24 protein-coding genes are annotated in these 21,080 nt (G+C 34.7%); all 24 read left to right on the top strand.

Annotated elements, in window-relative coordinates; translation table 11 throughout:
- The first annotated feature begins 41 nt into the window (after positions 1 to 41).
- Positions 42 to 938, top strand: a complete 897-nt coding sequence (locus C794_RS09570; protein WP_017796916.1) for a YIEGIA family protein — start codon at positions 42 to 44, stop codon at positions 936 to 938.
- Positions 935 to 1,126, top strand: a complete 192-nt coding sequence (locus C794_RS09565; RefSeq protein WP_017796915.1) for a capping complex subunit for YIEGIA — start codon at positions 935 to 937, stop codon at positions 1,124 to 1,126. The genes C794_RS09570 and C794_RS09565 overlap by 4 nt, the downstream gene beginning before the upstream one ends.
- An 85-nt stretch (positions 1,127 to 1,211) precedes the next feature.
- Positions 1,212 to 2,522 (top strand): ribosome biogenesis GTPase Der, encoded by a 1,311-nt coding sequence (gene der / locus C794_RS09560; protein WP_017796914.1) that lies wholly within the window; start codon positions 1,212 to 1,214, stop codon positions 2,520 to 2,522.
- Between the two features lie 19 nt (positions 2,523 to 2,541).
- A complete protein-coding gene (locus tag C794_RS09555) occupies positions 2,542 to 3,576 on the top strand; it encodes an NAD(P)H-dependent glycerol-3-phosphate dehydrogenase (RefSeq protein WP_017796913.1) in 1,035 nt (344 codons plus the stop codon).
- 58 nt (positions 3,577 to 3,634) lie between these two features.
- A complete protein-coding gene (locus tag C794_RS09550; protein WP_017796912.1) occupies positions 3,635 to 3,895 on the top strand; it encodes a stage VI sporulation protein F in 261 nt (86 codons plus the stop codon).
- A 248-nt stretch (positions 3,896 to 4,143) separates the two neighbouring features.
- Positions 4,144 to 4,341, top strand: a complete 198-nt coding sequence (locus C794_RS20440) for a DUF2768 domain-containing protein (protein ID WP_077596477.1) — start codon at positions 4,144 to 4,146, stop codon at positions 4,339 to 4,341.
- Positions 4,342 to 4,360: 19 nt separating this feature from the next.
- A complete protein-coding gene (locus C794_RS09545) occupies positions 4,361 to 5,089 on the top strand; it encodes a hypothetical protein (protein ID WP_017796911.1) in 729 nt (242 codons plus the stop codon).
- 183 nt (positions 5,090 to 5,272) lie between these two features.
- Positions 5,273 to 6,751 (top strand): stage IV sporulation protein A, encoded by a 1,479-nt coding sequence (gene spoIVA, locus C794_RS09540; protein WP_017796910.1) that lies wholly within the window; start codon positions 5,273 to 5,275, stop codon positions 6,749 to 6,751.
- A gap of 357 nt (positions 6,752 to 7,108) precedes the next feature.
- Positions 7,109 to 7,381, top strand: coding sequence for an HU family DNA-binding protein (locus tag C794_RS09535; RefSeq protein WP_010650679.1), 273 nt, complete (start codon positions 7,109 to 7,111; stop codon positions 7,379 to 7,381).
- A 100-nt stretch (positions 7,382 to 7,481) separates the two neighbouring features.
- Entirely contained in the window at positions 7,482 to 7,706 is a 225-nt protein-coding gene (gene mtrB / locus C794_RS09530) for a trp RNA-binding attenuation protein MtrB (RefSeq protein WP_017796909.1), read from the top strand.
- A 112-nt stretch (positions 7,707 to 7,818) separates the two neighbouring features.
- Positions 7,819 to 8,535: a heptaprenyl diphosphate synthase component 1 gene (locus C794_RS09525; protein ID WP_017796908.1), complete on the top strand. Its 717-nt coding sequence runs from the start codon at positions 7,819 to 7,821 to the stop codon at positions 8,533 to 8,535.
- A gap of 14 nt (positions 8,536 to 8,549) precedes the next feature.
- The gene (gene menG, locus C794_RS09520) at positions 8,550 to 9,266 is read left to right on the top strand and encodes a demethylmenaquinone methyltransferase (protein WP_017796907.1); all 717 of its coding nucleotides are present in this window, start codon (positions 8,550 to 8,552) and stop codon (positions 9,264 to 9,266) included.
- 37 nt (positions 9,267 to 9,303) lie between these two features.
- Positions 9,304 to 10,275: a heptaprenyl diphosphate synthase component II gene (hepT, locus tag C794_RS09515; protein ID WP_017796906.1), complete on the top strand. Its 972-nt coding sequence runs from the start codon at positions 9,304 to 9,306 to the stop codon at positions 10,273 to 10,275.
- 77 nt (positions 10,276 to 10,352) lie between these two features.
- Entirely contained in the window at positions 10,353 to 10,799 is a 447-nt protein-coding gene (gene ndk / locus C794_RS09510; RefSeq protein WP_017796905.1) for a nucleoside-diphosphate kinase, read from the top strand.
- 100 nt (positions 10,800 to 10,899) lie between these two features.
- Positions 10,900 to 11,685 (top strand): CheR family methyltransferase, encoded by a 786-nt coding sequence (locus C794_RS09505; protein WP_017796904.1) that lies wholly within the window; start codon positions 10,900 to 10,902, stop codon positions 11,683 to 11,685.
- Between the two features lie 97 nt (positions 11,686 to 11,782).
- On the top strand, positions 11,783 to 12,952 hold the full coding sequence (gene aroC / locus C794_RS09500; protein ID WP_017796903.1) for a chorismate synthase: 1,170 nt from the start codon (positions 11,783 to 11,785) through the stop codon (positions 12,950 to 12,952).
- Positions 12,953 to 12,954: 2 nt separating this feature from the next.
- Positions 12,955 to 14,034, top strand: coding sequence for a 3-dehydroquinate synthase (gene aroB, locus C794_RS09495; protein WP_017796902.1), 1,080 nt, complete (start codon positions 12,955 to 12,957; stop codon positions 14,032 to 14,034).
- Positions 14,031 to 14,408 carry a chorismate mutase gene (gene aroH / locus C794_RS09490; protein WP_017796901.1) on the top strand — a complete coding sequence of 126 codons (378 nt, stop codon included), beginning with the start codon at positions 14,031 to 14,033 and terminating at the stop codon, positions 14,406 to 14,408. The genes aroB and aroH overlap by 4 nt, the downstream gene beginning before the upstream one ends.
- Positions 14,409 to 14,410: 2 nt before the next feature.
- The gene (gene hisC / locus C794_RS09485; protein WP_017796900.1) at positions 14,411 to 15,505 is read left to right on the top strand and encodes a histidinol-phosphate transaminase; all 1,095 of its coding nucleotides are present in this window, start codon (positions 14,411 to 14,413) and stop codon (positions 15,503 to 15,505) included.
- An 8-nt stretch (positions 15,506 to 15,513) separates the two neighbouring features.
- Positions 15,514 to 16,617 (top strand): prephenate dehydrogenase, encoded by a 1,104-nt coding sequence (locus C794_RS09480; protein ID WP_017796899.1) that lies wholly within the window; start codon positions 15,514 to 15,516, stop codon positions 16,615 to 16,617.
- 19 nt (positions 16,618 to 16,636) lie between these two features.
- Positions 16,637 to 17,926 carry a 3-phosphoshikimate 1-carboxyvinyltransferase gene (gene aroA / locus C794_RS09475; RefSeq protein ID WP_017796898.1) on the top strand — a complete coding sequence of 430 codons (1,290 nt, stop codon included), beginning with the start codon at positions 16,637 to 16,639 and terminating at the stop codon, positions 17,924 to 17,926.
- A 312-nt stretch (positions 17,927 to 18,238) separates the two neighbouring features.
- Positions 18,239 to 19,501: a tetratricopeptide repeat protein gene (locus C794_RS09470; RefSeq protein ID WP_026133773.1), complete on the top strand. Its 1,263-nt coding sequence runs from the start codon at positions 18,239 to 18,241 to the stop codon at positions 19,499 to 19,501.
- 372 nt (positions 19,502 to 19,873) lie between these two features.
- On the top strand, positions 19,874 to 20,428 hold the full coding sequence (locus C794_RS09465; RefSeq protein WP_017796896.1) for a ReoY family proteolytic degradation factor: 555 nt from the start codon (positions 19,874 to 19,876) through the stop codon (positions 20,426 to 20,428).
- A 144-nt stretch (positions 20,429 to 20,572) separates the two neighbouring features.
- Positions 20,573 to 21,031 (top strand): YpiF family protein, encoded by a 459-nt coding sequence (locus C794_RS09460; RefSeq protein ID WP_017796895.1) that lies wholly within the window; start codon positions 20,573 to 20,575, stop codon positions 21,029 to 21,031.
- Positions 21,032 to 21,080 lie beyond the last annotated feature (49 nt).

The following is a 21,080-nucleotide window of genomic DNA, read 5'->3' as shown; positions in this document are numbered from 1 at the left end:
CCATACTAAAAGATACAGTTTTTAAAGATGAGGTGGCTTTCATGGAAATCGATGCATATTTAAATGCAATACTTTTCGGAGTCGTAACTGGTACTGTCGCAAGGTTACTTACTTTACGTTCGGATTACCGTCAATATCCCACATACTTACACGGTCGCATTATCCACTTATCGCTTGGATTTATAGCTGCTTCTTTAGGAGCTCTAGCAATTCCAGCTTTACTGGAAATGCAATTTACTGCCGTGACATTTTTGACTGTTGCAGCTACACAATTCAGAGACGTTCGTAACATGGAAAGAAATACGCTTACGGAATTAGATGGATTTGAATTGGTATCAAGAGGCAATACATATATTGAAGGGATAGCAATTTCATTTGAAAGCAGAAATTATCTAGTTATGTTTACAGCTTTCTTTACTACCCTCGCATATATTGCTTGGGGATGGTTTCCTGCATCCGTTGTAGCAATATTATCGTTTATTGTCGGACTAAGTCTCATGAGTGGATCAACTTTAAAAGATATAGTAGATATTGAACAATCGGAGATATCTTTTGATGGTGCTGGTTTATACGTAGACAATATTTATATTATGAATATTGGTCTACCAGAAAGACAGGAAGAAATATTAGAACACGGAATGGGATTTATCTTAAAACCAAAAAACATAAATATTATTACTACTATTGCTAATCTTGGTCAACGTCAAGCAATATTACATGATGTATCTGTTTCATTAGGTGTGTTTCGTGATTCAGGCACTCCTGCATTAACTCCACTCATAAAACGAGATTTAGCTGATGGCCGTTTAGGAGTATTTATTCTTCCGCTTGTAAAAGATGCAGAAAAGGCGAAAAAAGTAATAGGCGCAGTACCTGTATTAGAGAGTGCCGTTCGAATGCCTTCTGAATCAAAACCAATAAGGAGGAATAAAACATGAATATGGAATTAGAAAAAACTGTCTTAGCAGTAATTACGTCTAATCAATCTAAAGTAGCAGGCGGTGCACCGATATTTATATGTGAAAGAGGGGAGGAACTAGAATTGTTTGCAGCTAATTTAGAGGCGATAATTGACGGAATAGCACATCGATTAAGTGATGAAGTCTATATTATTGTAAAACACTAAATATAGAATTTAATTGTTTATCTTACCTTATTTTGCTAGAATGTATAAAGGCAAATAGACAAAAGAGAGAGGATGTTCCTTAAAGATGAGGAAATCTGTAGTCGCGATTGTTGGTAGACCAAACGTAGGAAAGTCAACCATCTTTAATCGCTTAGTAGGAGAAAGAATTTCAATTGTAGAAGATATCCCTGGTGTAACAAGGGATCGAATATATGCGAATGCAGAATGGCTTAATCATACCTTTAATATCATTGATACTGGTGGTATTGAAATAGGGGATGAACCATTACTTGTGCAAATGAGACAGCAAGCTGAAATTGCAATTGATGAAGCAGATGTTATTGTATTTTTACTAAATGGAAAAGAAGGTATTACAGCTGCAGACGATGAAGTAGCTAAATTATTGTTTAAATCTAATAAACCTATTGTGGTAGGCGTAAACAAAATGGATAATCCACAAATGCATGAAACAATTTATGAATATTATTCATTGGGATTTGGACAACCGTTTCCAATTTCAGGAACACATGGCCTTGGGTTAGGTGACTTGCTTGATGAAGTTGTTGGTCATTTTCCAAATGAAGCAGAAGAAGAAAAAGATGAGGATACGATATACTTTAGTTTAATCGGAAGACCAAATGTAGGTAAATCTTCTCTTGTAAATGCATTACTAAATGAAGATCGAGTGATTGTCAGCGAAATAGAGGGAACAACTCGTGATGCCATAGATACCAAGTTACATCGAGATGATCAAGATTTTGTAATTATCGATACGGCAGGTATGCGTAAACGCGGGAAAGTGTATGAATCTACAGAAAAATATAGTGTATTACGTGCCTTACGTGCTATTGAACGATCTGATGTTGTTTTAGTATTAATTGATGCCGAGACAGGTATACGAGAACAAGATAAACGTATAGCTGGATATGCACATGATGCGGGTAGAGCAATTGTAATCGTTGTTAATAAATGGGATACGGTAGAATCAAATGAAAAAGCAATGAAAGAATTTGAAAAAAATATTCGAGCACATTTTCAATATTTAGATTATGCTCCAGTTGTATTTTTATCAGCGAAAACCAAAAAGCGTATGCATACATTAATTCCAGCAATTAAGGTAGCTAGCGAAAGCCATACGAAACGTATTCCAACCAATGTATTAAATGATGTGATCATGGATGCTATAGCTATGAATCCTACTCCTACACTAAAAGGAAAACGCTTGAAGGTACTCTATGCAACACAGGTTGCTGTACAACCTCCAAGTTTTGTTGTTTTTGTAAACGATCCAGAATTAATGCACTTTTCATACGAAAGATTTTTAGAGAATAAAATTCGTGATGCATTTGGATTTGTGGGTACACCTATTAAATTATTCGCAAGAAGACGCCAATAAATTAGGGAGAGATGAGCACATGAAAAAAGTTGCTGTACTAGGTGCTGGAAGTTGGGGAACCGCACTTGCAATCGTATTGGCTGACAATGGCCATGAAGTTCGATTATGGGCACATCGGAAAGAACATGCCGAAACAATTAATGACACTCATCGAAATAATAAATATCTAGATGTGGATATTCCAAAGGAGATTACCGCTTTTAGCGATATGCATCAAACCGTTTCTGGAGTAGATGCAGTTGTAATTGTTGTCCCAACGAAAGCGATTCGAGAAGTATGTAGTGAATTGAATAAATGGATTGATCCAAAAACAACGGTTATTCATGCGACAAAAGGTATAGAACCTGTTAGTTTAAAAAGGGTCTCTCAGATGATAGAGGAAGAGATGGATATACATTATGAAGATGTTGTTGTATTATCTGGTCCAAGTCATGCTGAAGAAGTCGCATTAAGACATCCAACTACAGTTACTACTTCATCTATTAATCTAGAAAAAGCGAAACACGCACAAGATCTCTTCTCAAGTGATTCATTCCGTGTTTATACAAGCGATGATATTCTAGGTATAGAATTAGGTGGCGCACTAAAGAACATTATTGCACTAGGTGCAGGAATATCTGATGGCTTAGGTTATGGTGATAACGCGAAAGCAGCTCTAATTACAAGAGGACTGGCTGAAATTGCTCGGTTGGGTACATCATTAGGGGCAAATCCGTTAAGTTTCCTAGGGTTATCCGGCGTTGGAGATCTAATAGTTACTTGTACTAGTGTGCACAGTCGTAATTGGCGTGCAGGAAATCTATTGGGCAAAGGAAACCAGCTTGATGAAGTACTTGAGCAGATGGGCATGGTAGTTGAAGGTGTACGTACTGTTAAAGCTGCTCATCAATTTGCGAAAGATCAAAATGTTGAAATGCCAATTACAAGTGGTATTCATCAGGTTATATTTGAAAATAAAGATCCAAAAGATGTGGTTGAACAACTGATGAACAGAGGGAAACGAGACGAAATGGATGATTTAGCAGTACTACTAAAGGAAAGATATTCCGAATAACACGTAATTTACCTCCTTGCATATAATATGATGAATGAAATCGCAAGGAGGAAAAAATGTGAATAATTTTCAAAAAGGCTTATTTGATAAATTACAGAAGAATGCAAACATTAACCCTGAAGATGTTTATAAAGTTGCAGACTCTGTAAAGCATGCTAATTTTAAAGATGAACAAACTGTACGTAATTTAGTAAAACAGCTATCTCAAATGGCAAATAAACCCCTCTCAAAAGAAAGAGAAGATAAAATTGTGCAATCCATTGTGAATAATAATATGCCAAGTGATATGAATAGTTTAAATAAACTTTTCAAAAAATAGCAAGGCATAGGCAATTGAGTATACGAAATCACATTTATATGCATAAGATAAATCGCACAAGCATTCAAGGATAGAGTTGCTAAGGAAACTTATTTAGTCATCCCGTGGTAGAGTCACCCCCTTTATCACGGGATTCCTTATGTTTAATTCCGTCACATAATATTAGTAAAATTCACTCGTTCTAACGGATGATTATGTTATAATGACACCTATGTAAAGGATATTTATAGTTAGTCGAGGTGAAATCGTTGTCAATTTCAATGTTTATGATGTATGTTTCATTTGCAGGAATGTTTTTATTAATTCTCGCAATGGGACTGATTGTGTGGAGCAGAAGTAAACTTCGTGGCTGGGTACAGGTGGTAGTATCATTACTTGCTTACCTCTGTCTAATTTGTGGGGGATTTATTATCCTGTATGTCGTATTTAGTGGACCTACACGATAATGATAAGGAGTTTTAAATTATGGAAAAACGTACATATTTGTTAATACCAATTATTTTACTTACTTTCTTACTTACTGGTTGTCTTTATCCGCAAAGTGAGAAGTCCGAGAACCAAATACCATATGAAGAGCAATTACAGACCGTTCAACAATCCGTAAATAGTTATAAAGAAGGTGAAAATGGTCTTGTTCCAATTCAAACAAAGGATAATGATACTCCAGAATTTGAAAAATATTTAATTGATTTTAGTCAACTTCGTGAAAAGGGATATCTGTCAGAGCCTCCTGGAAATTCTTTTGAAAAGGGAGGAGTATATCAATATACCTTATTAAATCCCGAAGATGATCCAACAGTAAAGTTAATTGATTTACGAATTACAGAAGAAATACGCCGTGTTAATGTTCAATTGGACTTTTATAGACAGGAAAATTACTATCCAGCTTTTGGGAAAAAAATTACGGACAAGTTTTACACCATTGATTATAATAAATTAGGTCTTGAAGAAGCACCAACAGTTACTAGTCCTTTTTCGCAAGAAGAGTTACCAATTATTATGGATTTAGATGGGAATCTTTTTGTTGATTATTCTTATGACTTAAACAACGCTATTCAAGAATATAATCATGCATATTCCGAAGGTGATGATATTCGGTACTTACTAACCGATCACTCTCCATTTGTTCCTGCATATTCTGTTCCGTATACCATAAAAGATAATCAAGTTATTTTTTCAGAAGAGATGGAATAAAAAAACCCTTGTAGCAATATATATTGTTGCAAGGGTTTTTTTAACGATGATGTACCTGTATGGAAAAATATATTAAAAATATTGCCAATCAAGGCATATTTTAATAGGACAACATCATAGAATCATAATGTCAATATATTGCGGGTGGTTTATATTAAAGTACGGAGATCGGGAGGGGATCTTTTGGAAAAAACGGATATTTTCAAAGACATTTCAAAACGGACTAACGGTGATATCTATTTAGGAATAGTTGGAGCAGTCCGTACAGGTAAGTCAACTTTTATTAAAAAGTTTATGGAGCTCGTAGTATTACCTAATATTGAAAGTGAAAGTGATCGTGCACGAGCGCATGATGAACTACCACAAAGCGCAGCAGGAAAAACCATTATGACCACTGAACCGAAATTTATACCGAACCAAGCTGTGCAAGTAAAAGTAGACGAAGGTCTGGATGTAAATGTAAGGCTTGTTGACTGTGTAGGATACGCAGTAGAAGGTGCAAAAGGATTTGAAGATGAGAATGGTCCGAGAATGATTCATACGCCATGGTACGAAGATCCAATACCTTTTCATGATGCAGCAGAAATCGGTACGCGAAAAGTAATTCAAGAACACTCCACTATCGGAGTTGTTGTTACAACTGATGGAACAATTGGTGAAATTGAAAGACATGACTATGAAGACGCTGAAACAAGAGTAGTAGAAGAATTAAAAGAAGTCGGAAAACCATTTATCATGGTGGTCAACTCTACTCAACCTCGAAGTCAAGATACAGAGTTATTAAGACAAGAGTTAGTTGAAAAACATGATATACCCGTATTGGCAATGAGTATTGAATCGATGACTGAGCATGATGTATACAATGTGCTCAGAGAAGCACTATTTGAATTCCCAGTACTTGAAGTGAATGTTAATTTACCTAGCTGGGTAATGGTGTTAAATGAACGTCACTGGTTGCGTCAAAATTATCAAGATGCTATTCAAACGACTGTGAAGGATATTAAACGATTAAGAGATGTAGACCATATCGTTGGTAACTTCACAGATTATGACTATATAGAACAGGCAAGTCTAGCAGGTATGGAAATGGGTGAAGGTATCGCAGAAATTGACCTTCATGCTCCAGATTATTTATACGACGAAGTATTAAAAGAAATTGTGGGAGAAGAGATTCGGGGAAAAGATCATTTGCTGGAACTTATGCAGGATTTTGCTTATGCGAAAAGAGAATATGATCAAGTAGCAGGAGCATTGCAAATGGTGAAGCAAACTGGATATGGAATTGCAGCCCCAACATTAGAGGATATGCAATTAGATGAGCCTGAAATCATTAGACAAGGATCAAGGTTTGGGGTGCGTCTAAAAGCAGTAGCACCGTCAATCCATATGATTCGTGTAGAAGTAGAATCAGAATTCGCTCCGATTATTGGGACAGAAAAACAAAGCGAAGAACTTGTCAGATATTTAATGCAAGATTTCGAAGAAGATCCACTATCAATTTGGGAGTCGGATATTTTTGGAAGGTCATTAAGTTCAATAGTAAGAGAAGGAATTCAAGCTAAAATCTCTCTAATGCCTGAAAATGCAAGATATAAATTAAAAGATACGTTAGAAAGAATCATAAACGAAGGTTCTGGTGGATTAATCGCCATTATTTTATAGCAGCTTACACATAGCTGCTATATTTTTTTGTGTTTTTTAATAAAAAATAGAAAAACGGCAGGAAATATTTTATTTTTGTCGTATATGTATAGTGAAATATGACAATGCTTTGTGTATACTGGGTTGGAGGGATTTTCCAAAACAATACTATATTTCATACGTATATAGGTAAAAATAGGTAAAAATCCCAATAAATATTGAAGAAATCGATACTTTTTGTTGAATTTTATTCCAAACTCAGTTAATATAAGCCTTGTCATCACTTGTTAGGGATGACTTACTTGTAAGCAGACAATGAATCCGACATATTAATATGTCGATTTGTCGAAATGAACATCCTGGGAGGAGGTGAATGTCATGAACAAAACAGACTTAGTGAATGCTGTTGCTGAAAAAAGTGAGCTTTCTAAAAAAGACGCAACAAAAGCTGTAGATGCAGTATTTGAATCTGTCATGGATTCACTGAAAAACGGTGAAAAAGTACAGTTAATTGGTTTTGGTAACTTTGAAGTACGCGAACGTTCTGCTCGTAAAGGACGTAATCCGCAAACAGGAGAAGAAATCGAAATTCCTGCAAGCAAAGTTCCAGCTTTCAAACCAGGTAAAGCCCTTAAAGACAGTGTAAAATAATAATTTTACATAGGGTGACTACAAAGGGGTACGTTTTTAGCGTACCCCTTTTATTTATTTTCATGAATGTTTTATTAAAAAATACTAAAGGAGATTTATAATGGCAGACCGTACGGATAAGGCTGAATATTTTATCATAAAAGCCCTTGAGAATGGAGTAAATGTTATTGGTTTAACAAGAGGACATGATACTCGTTTTCACCATACAGAAAAACTGGATCAAGGAGAAGTAATGATTGCTCAATTTACTGAACATACATCAGCTATCAAAGTAAGAGGTAAAGCATTAATACAAACCAGTCATGGTGAGATGACAAATGAATAATTTCTAATTGTTGGAATTTAGAAGCTACATATATTCAATCGTTTTTATAAATGTAGAAATGTGCTATAATAGCTAAAGCAATTGAATGGCTGAAAGGGTCCAGGTGATATTCTTGACTACATTTATTACAAGAAATCAGAGCTATAGAGAGCTTCTAGATGAAAAATTAAAATATGGATATATTCATAAACATATACAACAACCACTTATTGATGAAGCAAAATGGGGGTTACTGCAGTTCCTCGTTGAACAAGATAGATCATTGACTCCGATGCAACGCGAGAGATATCTTATTACTACGATGCTCGTACAGATCGCCTTGGACACCCATGACCTTGTTCCTATAAAAAAAGTTGCTGAAACAGAACAGGAAACACTGTCGAAGCAATTACAAGTGCTTTCTGGTGATTATTATAGCGGATTATATTATTTTCTATTGTCAGAAGTAGGAGAAATAGAGTTTATTCAGACATTAGCAAATGCAATACGCGAGATTAATGAATTAAAAATGGCATTATATTACAAGGATTCTCCTACCTTGCATGAATGGATTGATTTAACCAAAAAGATAAATTCGATGTTAATTGTTCATGTAACGCAATTTTTATATGATGATACGGCAAATGAATTAATTACAGATTGGCTTATCATACAAAGACTAGAATTAGAAAAAGAATATAATAATTCAGTAATAGGGGAAACAACGATAAATAATTATAAAAAAAATGTAAGTAATCTTGTTCAAACATTATCAAATCAAACTGCATTTATCACTCATTATATTCAAGATCAACAAAACGATAATGTGAATATTTCGACTAGAATTTAGAGGAAGTGTGTTTTATGGGGAAACCATCATCAAAAGAAGAGCGTGTACATCATGTTTTTGAAAATATATATTCCAACTATGATTCAATGAATTCGATAATATCTTTTCAACGCCACAAAGCTTGGCGTAAAGATACAATGAAACGAATGAATGTTCAAGCAGGAGAAACTGCTCTAGATGTATGTTGTGGTACAGGAGATTGGACTGTTTCGCTTGCAGAAGCGGTTGGACAAACAGGTGAAGTAATTGGCCTTGATTTTAGTCAAAACATGCTTTCAATTGCAAAACAAAAAAAACAAGACATGCAATTAAATCAGTTAGAACTTATTCATGGTAATGCGATGGAATTACCATATGAAGAAAATAGTTTTGATTATGTTACAATTGGATTTGGACTACGCAATGTACCAGATTATATGACTGTTTTAAAAGAAATGTATCGAGTTGTTAAACCTGGTGGTAAAGTGGTATGTATTGAAACTTCTCAACCTACCTTAATTGGTTATCGACAAGCATATTACTTTTATTTCAAATTTATCATGCCGATATTGGGTAAATTAATTGCCAAAAGTTATAAAGAATATTCTTGGTTACAAGAATCAGCAAAAGATTTCCCTGGTAAAAAGAAATTAAAAGAAATGTTTTTAAATGCTGGTTTTGAAAGAGTAGAAGTGAAAAGTTATACAGGTGGAGTTGCTGCAATGCATATGGGCTTTAAAGCAGCTCAATAGTACGTAGAATTGTTAAAGGTAAAATAAGGTGACTTACATGAAACTACCAAAAATTTATGGCTTTTTAAAGAAGGATATGGAAAGTATAGAATCTGCATTGCAGGATAGTATACAGGCAAATCATCCCGTGTTACGTGATGCATCAACTGAATTATTACATGCAGGAGGAAAGCGAATTCGTCCTGTTTTTGTTTTGTTATCTTCTCAATTAGGGAATTATGACCTTTCTAAGATTAGCAAGGTTGCAGTTACATTAGAACTAATACATATGGCTACTCTCGTCCATGATGATGTGATCGATGAAGCAGAACTAAGAAGAGGGAAACCGACAACAGCTTCTATATATGGTAATCGAGTCGCTATGTATACTGGGGACTATATTCTTGCAAGAGCATTAGAAGAAATAACGGATATTCCAGACTCGCGTGTACATCAATTATTATCCAAAACGTTAGTAGAAGTTTCTATAGGTGAGATTGAACAAATTGAATATAAATTTAATTGGGAACAAAACTTGCGTGATTATCTACGACGTATAAAAAGGAAAACTGCTCTATTAATAGCTAGTAGTTGTAAGTTAGGAGCTATTGTCGGAGGTTTAAATGATTATCAAGCTAATAAGCTTTACCAATATGGCTATTACATAGGAATGTCTTATCAAATTATAGATGATATTTTAGATTTCACATCTACTTCAAAAGAGCTAGGTAAGCCTGCTGGTAATGATTTACTACAAGGAAATATAACACTTCCAGTTTTATATGCTATGGAAGATAAGACCTTCAAACAATCACTTTTTGATGTGTTTACAAAAGATGGTCATGTTACAACGAATGAAATGAAGATGCTAATTCAACAATTAAAACGTACGGATGCAATTAAAAGAAGTTATGCTGTAAGTGATATGTATTTATCTAAAGCATTAACAGCATTAGATGAATTACCATCTTCCCGTGCAAAGAAAACACTCCAAGATATTGCTACTTATATTGGAAAAAGAAGATCTTAAGTAATTGTTATTTTTAAGAAAATTTGATATTATTTTATAGGTTGCTTATTTTAAATACATAAGTTGGGGTGATTTTTATGGAGAAAACATTTTTAATGGTAAAACCAGATGGAGTTCAACGGAACTTAATTGGTGAAATTGTAAAAAGGTTTGAAACAAAGGGGTACAAGCTTGCTGGCGCAAAATTAATGCAGGTGTCTAATCAATTAGCTGAAACACATTACAATGAACACAAAGATCGTCCTTTCTTTGGTGAATTAGTTGATTTCATTACTTCTGGACCAGTATTTGCTATGGTTTGGGAAGGTGAAAATGTAATCGCAACAGCTCGAAAAATAATGGGTAAAACTAACCCGTTAGAAGCAGACCCGAGTACTATTCGTGGTGATTTCGGGATCAGTGTAGGAAAGAATATTATTCATGGCTCTGATTCTTCAGAAAGCGCTGAGAGAGAAATATCTCTTTTCTTCTCAGAAAATGAAATCGTTTCCTACGAAAAACAAGCAAATAATTGGATTTATTAATAGTGAAAGCGGAAACAATTGCTGTTTTCACTTGGTTTATGACCTCCGTTAAAATAAACGGAGGTTTTTATATACATTTTGTTGATTCGGAGTGAAATGAATGGATGATTATAAAAATTTTTTAGAAAAAGTTCACCAAACTCTAGGTTTAGACCTAGCTTTATATAAAGAAACACAGATGAAACGGAGGATAACAACCTTAAGAGACAAACGAGGATTTACCAGTTACATTCAATATTTGCAAGCTTGTTTGAAAGACGAAACACTACTAAAAGAATTTACGGATCGTTTAACAATCAATGTCTCTGAGTTTTACCGTAATCCTAAACGTTGGGAAGTATTACAGCAAAATATCTTTCCTAAATTGATATCCCAAAAACCAAAAATAAAAATTTGGAGTGCCGCTTGCTCAACAGGTGAAGAGCCTTATAGTTTAGCAATTCTACTGCTTGAACATTTTCCCAAACAAGACTTTGAAATAATTGCCACGGATATTGATGAAAATGTTCTAAAAAGCGCAAAACAAGGAATGTATCAAAAACAGTCTCTGAAAGAGTTACCTGATAGACTTAAAAATAAGTACTTTGAAAGAACAGGTACAATATATTCGATTAACCCAGAAATAAAACAACATATTACTTTTAAAAGACATAATTTATTAGCCGACGCGTACCCACAAAATGTCGACCTTATTGTTTGCAGGAATGTATTAATATATTTTACTGATAAAGCGAAGAACAGCATTTATCAAGGATTTAGTAATTCTCTGTCAGCTAATGGAATATTGTTTGTAGGTAGCACAGAGCAAATTTTCACCCCTCAACAGTATGGTTTTGAACTAGAAGAGACATTTTTCTATAAAAAGAAACAAACAATCTCCTCATAAGAAATTAAAATAAATGATGTCAAAGACTACCCTTTATAAACTTATCTATGATATAGTAATTAGAAAACTTTCAACTATTTAAGAAGGAGAATGTAAATTGCGATACATAACGTCTGGTGAATCTCATGGAAAACAATTAACAACGATTATCGAAGGACTTCCTTCACAATTACCGATTACTGCAGAAGATATTAATGCTTCTCTACGTCGAAGGCAGGGTGGACACGGTAGAGGGAAGCGTATGCAAATAGAAAAAGATACTGTAGATATTGTAAGTGGTGTGCGTCATGGTTATACTTTAGGATCTCCACTATCACTAGTAATACGCAATGATGATTTTAAACATTGGACTGATATTATGGGCGAAGAACCCATGGAAGATCCGTCAAAGATGCGTCGTGTAGTTACTAAACCAAGACCTGGACATGCAGATTTAAACGGTGCACTTAAATATGGACATAGAGATATGAGGAATGTATTAGAACGTTCTTCTGCAAGGGAAACAGCTGCCCGTGTTGCTGCTGGTGCTGTTGCCAAAACACTATTAAAAGAGCTAGGAATTGAAGTTGCCGGTTATGTTAAAGAGATAGCAGGAATTGAAGCTAGTGATCTACGAGATTTAAATGCACAGGAGCGTGCAGATAAGGCAAATCGTTCACCAGTAATGGTTCTTGATGCTGCTGTTGAGGAACAAATGACAAGTGCAATCGATCAAGCTAAAAAAGAAGGAGATTCCATTGGTGGTGTCTGTGAAGTATATGTAGAAGGGATGCCAGCAGGAGTTGGATCCTACGTTCATTATGATCGAAAGTTAGATAGTAGATTAGCAGGAAGTGTCGTAAGCATTAATGCGTTTAAAGGTGTCGAATTCGGAATCGGATTTGAGGCGGCGAAACGAAATGGAAGTGAAGTTCATGATGAAATAGCATGGGATGAAGCACTTGGATACTACCGTACTACGAATCGATTAGGTGGCTTTGAAGGTGGTATGACTACTGGAATGCCAATTGTTGTTCGAGGGGTAATGAAACCAATCCCAACATTAATGAAGAGGCCACTAACTAGTGTTGATATTGAAACAAAAGAACCTTTTAAAGCTACTGTAGAGCGATCGGATGCATGTGCTGTTCCTGCAGCATCAGTAGTTATGGAACATGTAGTAGCATTTGAATTAGCAAAAGCTCTTACCGAACAATTTTCTAGCGATCGTTTTCCACAATTAAAAAAAGCAATTGATGATTACAGAGAAGAAATTAGGTGTTTCTAAAAATGGAAGAAATGACAGTGAAATCAAACCATTCCTCATATCCAATCTATATTGGTCAAGGACTACGATATCAAATAAGAGCATATATAAATAAAAATTATACAAATATATTTATTATTACGGATGACCAAGTAGGAAGTCGCTATCTTGAAGATGTCCTACACGGATTTCCAACTGAAGAAAACATCTGTCATTTCACCATTCCTTCTGGAGAAAATTCAAAAAGTATCGAGAAGTTTTATAGTTTGCAAACAGAAGCCCTCAAGAATGGGCTAGACCGTCAGTCATTAATCATTGCTTTAGGTGGAGGAGTTGTAGGTGACCTAGCTGGTTTTGTTGCTGCAACGTTTATGCGTGGCATTGATTATATTCAAGTTCCTACTACAATTCTCGCACATGATAGCAGTGTAGGAGGAAAAGTCGCAATTAATCATCATTTTGGAAAAAACTTAATCGGAAGTTTTTTCTCACCTGTTGCCGTAATTTATGATGTGGAAACTTTGTCAACACTACCACTTCATGAAATTAGAAGTGGTTATGCTGAAATTATAAAAGAAGGCTTAATTGCAAACCAAAAAATGTTTTTATCTCTGTTAGATCATTCATTAGCATCAATTAAACCACAACAGCTTGAAATATATTTGAAAGCAGGAATTCAAGTAAAAGCAAGAATTGTAGAACAAGATGAGAAAGAAGCGAATATAAGAAAGTTTCTCAATCTAGGACATACACTAGGTCATGCATTAGAAACTATACACGGTTATGGAAAAATTACTCATGGTGAAGCAGTAGCAAATGGTTTATTATTTGCACTTCATGTCAGTGAACTAGAATTTCAAGTACAGCTACCTTTTTACCAATTGTATCAATGGTTGAAAGATAATAATTACCCTATTCTTTCCATTTCTAAAGAAGAAATCATAGAGTTAATGGAGCTTATGAAAAATGATAAAAAATCAATTGGCGGCAAAATACAGATGGTACTTTTAAAAGAAGTGGAAAATCCCGTAACTGTGTCAATAGAAAATACATTGATGAAACACTATATACAGACCTATTTAGAAAGGATGGAGAAACTGTGACGAGAGGTGTACGAGGAGCAACAACAATACAAGAAAATAATGCAGAAGAAATCGTCTTACAAACAAAAAATCTTGTTAAAGATATGGTAGACCAGAATAATATTAGATCTAATGATGTGTCACATGTGTTTATTTCTGTGACAAAAGATGTAACAGCTGGATTTCCTGCAAAAGCATTAAGGCAAATAGACGACAGTTGGAAATATGTACCTGTAATGTGTATGACCGAGATCGATGTTCCAAATAGTTTAACAAAATGTATTAGAGTGATGATGGTAATTCGAACGGATACACCTCAACAAAAAATCCATCATGTGTTTCATAATAATGCTGTGAAACTTCGACCAGATTTGCTACAAAAGGAAGGCGAATAGATATGCAAGGTAAAGACATCTTAAAACAGTTGAGCCCTTACAAGCAAGGTAAACAAACAAAAGATATTCAAATAGACTATCAACTTGATTATATTGTTAAATTGGCATCGAACGAAAATCCATATGGATATTCTAAACAGGTTTCTGAAGCGTTAAAAGCAGAAAATTTCGATTTTCATATTTATCCTGATGGTTACACCTCTGATTTACGTACTGCGTTAACTAGAAAATTAAACATTGATGAAACAGAAATTATCTTTGGTAGTGGTTCTGAAGAAATTATTCAATTATTATGTCGCTCCTTTATTGTTCCTGGATCGAATGTGGTCATGGCTACTCCAACATTTCCACAGTATAAACATTACTCGCTTATTGAGGGTGCAGAAATTAAAGAAATCCCAACAGACGAGGAAGGTTATCATCAGTTGGATAAGATGCTAGCTACGATAGATGATCACACTGCAATTGTTTGGCTATGTACACCCAATAATCCGACAGGAGCTGCGTTCTCAAAAGATGCGTTTACTTCCTTCTTAGATCAATGCCCAAAAGAAGTGCTTGTCGTCTTAGATGAAGCATACTATGAATATTTACAACCCGATAAAGAATTAAATGCATTACAATTGCGTAATACCTATAGTAATGTGATTGTACTCCGCACGTTTTCAAAAGCATATGGATTAGCTGGATTGCGTATTGGTTACGGTATAGCTAATGCAAGCATTATTGAAACTTTAGATAAGGTTCGCGGTCCTTTTAACACAAATGCAGTAGCACAGAAAGCCGCTTCATATGCACTAGAAGACCAAAAATTCATTCAACATACAAATCAAGAAAATTATAAAAACCTAATAGAATTCCAACGTTTTTTAGAAAAATTAGGGTGGGGTTATTACGATTCCGAAGCAAACTTCCTATTAGTTAAAACACCGACTAGTGGGGTGAAAGTCTATGAATATTTAATTCGATTTGGTTTTATCGTCCGACCAGGAGAACTATTAGGTATACCAAAAACCATTCGAGTAACGATTGGTAAAGAAAAAGATATGAAAAAATTACAAAAAGTGTTAGAACAATTTGATCATGAACTAGGATAGGTGTATGCATGAAACAACAAACGATATTGATAGCAGGATTAGGTTTAATTGGAGGCTCTATAGCAAGAGCAATCAGAAACTTTTCAGACCATAAATTAATTGGTTTTGATGTGGATGAATCAACTTTAAAATATGCTAAAGAAACTGGAATCATTTCTTATTACGATACTAACTTGCAACATGTTGCCCAAAGGGCAGATATAATAATTTTAGCCGCACCAATAACAGAAACAATTAACATGATTCAAAAACTAGATCAAGTCGAATTTCCAAAACAAGTAATTGTGACAGACACCGCTTCTGTAAAAGGGGCAATTTTAACTGCAGCACAACAAATCAATAACCCAAACATTACATTTATTGGTGGACATCCGATGGCTGGTTCCCACAAACGGGGAGTTGAAGCTTCTAAAGCTCATCTTTTTGAAAATGCTATTTATGTATTGTCCCCTCTAGATTATGAAGCGGAAGAACAAATAGAAGTAATTAAATCGGTACTCGCAACAACTAAATGCAAATTCTTAGTTTTAAAACCAGAAGAGCATGACGAAATGACAGGAGTTATTTCTCATTTCCCGCATCTAATTGCATCTTCACTTGTACACCAAGCAAAAAAGTGGGAACGAACGCATGCCTACTTACCAAATCTTGCCGCAGGGGGATTTCGAGATATAACTAGAATTGCGTCCAGTAATCCTCAGATGTGGCAGGATATCTTTCACCATAATCAATCGAAAATGTCCTACTTTCTAGAAGACTGGATTGAAGAGATGAGTCATTTGAAATTATTAATAGAGACAAATGAGAAAAATGAAATACTGAATTATTTAGATAGTGCAAAAAAATATCGAGATGGCCTGTCCAAAAAAGAACAAGGCGCTATTCCATCTTTTTACGATGTATATGTAGATATTCACGACCAATCAGGTGCTATTGCTAAAGTTGTACAAATATTAGCGGATGAGAATTTCAGCATAAAAAACATCGAAATTTTAGAAGTACGTGAAGGAATAACAGGAGTGTTAAGGCTAAGTTTTCATACCCAAAAAGAACAAATAGAAAGTTCTAAAAAGCTCACTTCATTAGGATACGAGACAATGATACAAAATTAGGAAAAAAGGAGTTGTCGAGATGAACCCACTAACATTACAACCAATCTCTGGTTCTCTTCATGGATTAATAAAAGTACCTGGGGATAAATCGATATCTCATCGTTCGATCATTTTTGGTTCTATTGCAACAGGAACAACAACTGTAACCAATTTTCTAGACGGGGAAGATTGTATGCGGACAATTAATGCGTTTAAAGAAATGGGTGTAACAATTCAAAAAAATGGTTCAAACATTACGATCGAAGGTACTGGTTTAAGTGGACTAATAGAACCAAAAAAGAAATTAGACTTTGGAAACTCAGGGACAACGACTCGATTAATGTTAGGGTTACTAGCTGGACTTCCGTTTAAAACTACAATATATGGTGATGCATCACTTTCTAAAAGACCGATGAGTCGGGTTGTTGATCCATTACGCTTAATGGGAGCGAGGATTGATGGTGTACAGCAAGGAAATTATTTACCTCTAACGATAAAAGGTACAACATTAAAATCTATTGAGTATGATTTACCTGTAAAAAGTGCTCAAGTAAAGTCGGCATTACTTTTAGCTGGATTACATTCAGAGAATAAAACAGTAGTTCGAGAAAAATCACCAACTCGAAATCATACGGAAACAATGTTACAAGCATTTGGAGCAAATATAAAGACAGGTGGTCATACAATATCTATTTCTAAAACTACTGATCTTCAAGGTTGTCATGTAGAAGTACCTGGTGATATTTCTTCTGCTGCATTTTTCATTGTTGCAGCGTGTATGGTACCTAGAAGTGAAATAATATTAAAAGATGTTGGACTTAATGAAACTAGAACTGGAATCATCGACGTTGTTCTTCAAATGGGAGCTAAGCTGACCATTCAGAATGAGCGTATTGTTGGAGGCGAAAAAATAGGTGATATTCTTATAAACGGTTCACAATTAAGTGGGGTTACTATTGAAGGGGACACGATTCCTCGCCTTATTGATGAAATACCAATTCTAGCATTATTAGCAACTCAAGCAGATGGGACAACAATTATTAAAGATGCACAAGAGTTAAAAGTGAAAGAAACAGATCGATTGCTTGCAGTTTCTGAGAATCTTTCCAAACTTGGAGCGGATGTTACGCCTACTGAAGATGGGATGATTATTAAAGGAAATACAAAACTAAAAGGTGGAAGTTTCAAATCCTATGACGATCATCGAATCGCCATGATGGGAATTATCGCATCATTAGTTACAGAAGAAACCGTAGTCGTAGATAATATTGATTGTATCAATATTTCTTACCCTAATTTTGTCAATGATTTACAGTCTATATCAAAGTAAGCTTTATTAACCTTCATGTAACGATCAATGTATTACCCGTACTATAAGTCGATGAGGTTAAGCTAAGCCAAACAAAATAAATTAAGAATTTATCATCTTTATATTTCCGATTTTGTTCAATTAATATTCAGTGGGTGTACGAAAAGGCTCGCTGATATAATTTTCACTTCAAGTTGATTAACCCTGCCATGAAGAGATGTTTTATCTTTTTCAGCTGGGTTTTTCTTATATAAGCGCGTGATTTGAAGGATGAGATTGTTTTCTGTATGATTAAACTTGATAGATATGAATGAAGATAGAAAGGGTGTTCCAATGAATACCATTCAAGAGGCAATGAAGTTAGCAGAGAACAACGAGACCGAACAAGCAATTGCAAGGTTAAAAGAATATGAAAAGATTGCCAGTGATGATGAACTCTATACAATATCAGAATTGTATTTACAGTGGGGATTTTTAATAGAAGCTAGAATTATCCTAGAGAAATTATTAGAAAAATATCCAGAAGAAACAGATTTAAAATTATCTTTATCAGATATATTTATTGAATCGCAAGAAGATGAGTTAGCAATTACGATTTTGAATGAGATTGATAACGATGACCCTGGATATATTCAAGCTTTAGTACAATTAGCCGATTTATATCAAGCACAGGGCCTATTTGAAGTATCTGAGCAAAAATTATTTGAAGCAAAACAACTAGCTCCAAACGAATTGATTATTGATTTTGCCTTGGGAGAGTTATTTTTCTCAATAGGAGAATATCTAAAAGCAATTACGTATTATGAGAAAGTAGTTCAAAAACAAACCAGTGTTGGGCACGTTAATATTGAAGATCGATTAGGCGAGGCACTGGCAGCAGTAGGTGAATATGAAAAAGCTTTAACTTATTTTAAAGAGGAAGAAAACCCAGATCCAGATAAACTATTTAAACATGGCATAACTGCCCATCAAGCAGATAGAAATGATATTGCTATGAAAGCTTGGGAGCATGTAATTGAAATCGATAGTGACTATCATACCGTATACGAACAACTCGCTAACGTGTATGTGGAAGAGGGCATGTTAGAGGAAGCATATAAGATGGTGAAAAAGGGTATTGAAAGAGACGAATATCAAAAAGAATTATTCTTTACAGCAGGTGATATTGCCCATCAGCTTGGCTATAACAATGAAAGTGAAAATTATATAAGACAAGCTATAGCTTTAGAACCCGACTATAAAGAAGCTATTTTATTTATGATTGAACTATTGAAATCACGAGAAGCGTATGAAGATATTGTTGAATTAATTACATCCATTAAACAAGCAGGGGCTGATGATCCACTCTATGAATGGGAACTTGCCAAAGCAAATGTTGAATTAGAATTGTTTGAAGATGCATTAAACAGCTATCAAGAAGCATATAATAGCTTACAACAAGATAGCGACTTTTTAAAAGAATATGGTTATTTCTTAACAGAAGAAGGGCGTATACAAGAAGCAATTCGCATATTTGAGAATTATATTGCGGAAGAACCAATGGATGAAGATGTTGTTTCTTATGTAGAGCGTCTAAAACTTGATGTAGAACAATGAGCTTTTTTCACGGAACAATCGTCTATAGGACTCCAACCTCACAGAACACATGTGCAACAACATTGTGGTAAGAGATTAGAGACGATAATACCCTGACTAGTTCATCGAAACGATGTAAGGGCAACAAAAAGTAATAGTCAAAAGACGGGTGAAGTTTAGAATAAGCGTAGAGGAAAATATATGGAGATTCGTGATAGCGACTTAGGTGAGTCCTCGATGTGAGTAACTGGAGGTACACCAGGCACGTTGGGTAAGTGGAGTATATTTTTATTTCTGCAGTGATTTTTCTAAACCCATTCATTCGTAGTTATTTTGATTAATACTTTTGTCCAAACCTCGTTACTTTATTTAAATGTGGAGAGGGGAGAGGGAATGCTGTCGCCAGTTACTGCCAAGGATAAGAAGAGTTTTATTCAGTGGTTTCTTAATCATTACCGGTTAAAGAAACGAGAAAGTGTGTGGATTTTAAATTACTTAGTTAACCATAGTGATTTATTGGCGAATGTTCATTTTGTTAGAGATGTGAAATATTGTCCAAGAGGTATTATGATGACCAGTCATTGTTCGGATGAGGTACCATTTCGTTTTTATAAGAATCACTTAGTGACAACGGATGCAGAGAAATCGTTTCACGATATTCGTTTAAATCAAAATGAACCACTCTATGTACAGCTGAACTTTCGAAAATCAAATCAACACTCATACTATGCTTCTGTGTTAGAAGAAAATCCTTTTATTCCCGAGGATTATTACTTAACAACAGATGACAAAGAAACCGCAAATAATTTACTTGATCACTTATTATTCGAACAGAAGAGAAACAAAATTATTTTTGATATTGATAAAGCATTAGACAACGGCGATAAAGAACTATTTAATAAACTCTCCAAAAAATTAGAAAAATTGTCATCAAATCGTCAAAAGTAACATAGAGAATTTGCCGAACGAAATTTATTTTTTGTTCGGCTTTTTAATGGTTCTTTACTCTTTTAAACAATTGCAAAACGATAACAATTTCCATTGAAAAATGATACAATACTACGTAGAAGCAGTAAGGGGAGTGGACAGTACATGAAATGGACGAAAGAAGATATTAATACATATGATGGTGCGAAAGAGTTTGTCGATACGTTGATAATTCCGTTAAGCCCATTCCAGATAGTGAACACATCTGAATCAAAAAAACTTTCTAGTCAATATGAAGAGATGAATATATTAGTAAAGGAACTGGAAAAAGAATTAATGGGAAGAGTATTATTAACTCCAAACTATACCTATTTAAAAACAACTGATAAAAAAGCAGAAGTACAACGTATTAATGAATGGACAAGCCATGTGAAGGAATTACCATTCGAACATGTCATATTTATAACTTTTGATCCCAGTTGGAGAAAAGAATCACAGAATTTAGATGGAGAGGTAGTATGGTTACCTGCTATTCAACTAGATTCTTCTAATTCAAATGAAATACAGCGCATAATTCGAGAGCAAGTCGGGCAAACTGTAGAACTGATAAGATCATTCTGGTAACCGGTTGTCAAAAAATATCACAATATTAAACGAATTGTTGCATATGCCT

This window comes from Oceanobacillus kimchii X50, assembly GCF_000340475.1.
Taxonomy (GTDB): domain Bacteria; phylum Bacillota; class Bacilli; order Bacillales; family Amphibacillaceae; genus Oceanobacillus; species Oceanobacillus kimchii.
Note: the sequence above shows the minus strand (reverse complement) of the source record. Positions and strands in the feature narration are given on the sequence as shown.

Bases quoted from the DNA above. Each gene is read 5' to 3' on its own strand.
- C794_RS09570 (WP_017796916.1), top strand. From the start codon at position 42: ATGGAAATCGATGCATATTTAAATGCAATACTTTTCGGAGTCGTAACT.
- C794_RS09565 (WP_017796915.1), top strand. From the start codon at position 935: ATGAATATGGAATTAGAAAAAACTGTCTTAGCAGTAATTACGTCTAAT.
- der (WP_017796914.1), top strand. From the start codon at position 1,212: ATGAGGAAATCTGTAGTCGCGATTGTTGGTAGACCAAACGTAGGAAAG.
- C794_RS09555 (WP_017796913.1), top strand. From the start codon at position 2,542: ATGAAAAAAGTTGCTGTACTAGGTGCTGGAAGTTGGGGAACCGCACTT.
- C794_RS09545 (WP_017796911.1), top strand. From the start codon at position 4,361: ATGGAAAAACGTACATATTTGTTAATACCAATTATTTTACTTACTTTC.
- C794_RS09535 (WP_010650679.1), top strand. From the start codon at position 7,109: ATGAACAAAACAGACTTAGTGAATGCTGTTGCTGAAAAAAGTGAGCTT.
- mtrB (WP_017796909.1), top strand. From the start codon at position 7,482: ATGGCAGACCGTACGGATAAGGCTGAATATTTTATCATAAAAGCCCTT.
- menG (WP_017796907.1), top strand. From the start codon at position 8,550: ATGGGGAAACCATCATCAAAAGAAGAGCGTGTACATCATGTTTTTGAA.
- hepT (WP_017796906.1), top strand. From the start codon at position 9,304: ATGAAACTACCAAAAATTTATGGCTTTTTAAAGAAGGATATGGAAAGT.
- ndk (WP_017796905.1), top strand. From the start codon at position 10,353: ATGGAGAAAACATTTTTAATGGTAAAACCAGATGGAGTTCAACGGAAC.
- C794_RS09505 (WP_017796904.1), top strand. From the start codon at position 10,900: ATGGATGATTATAAAAATTTTTTAGAAAAAGTTCACCAAACTCTAGGT.
- aroB (WP_017796902.1), top strand. From the start codon at position 12,955: ATGGAAGAAATGACAGTGAAATCAAACCATTCCTCATATCCAATCTAT.
- hisC (WP_017796900.1), top strand. From the start codon at position 14,411: ATGCAAGGTAAAGACATCTTAAAACAGTTGAGCCCTTACAAGCAAGGT.
- C794_RS09480 (WP_017796899.1), top strand. From the start codon at position 15,514: ATGAAACAACAAACGATATTGATAGCAGGATTAGGTTTAATTGGAGGC.
- aroA (WP_017796898.1), top strand. From the start codon at position 16,637: ATGAACCCACTAACATTACAACCAATCTCTGGTTCTCTTCATGGATTA.
- C794_RS09470 (WP_026133773.1), top strand. From the start codon at position 18,239: ATGAATACCATTCAAGAGGCAATGAAGTTAGCAGAGAACAACGAGACC.
- C794_RS09465 (WP_017796896.1), top strand. From the start codon at position 19,874: ATGCTGTCGCCAGTTACTGCCAAGGATAAGAAGAGTTTTATTCAGTGG.
- C794_RS09460 (WP_017796895.1), top strand. From the start codon at position 20,573: ATGAAATGGACGAAAGAAGATATTAATACATATGATGGTGCGAAAGAG.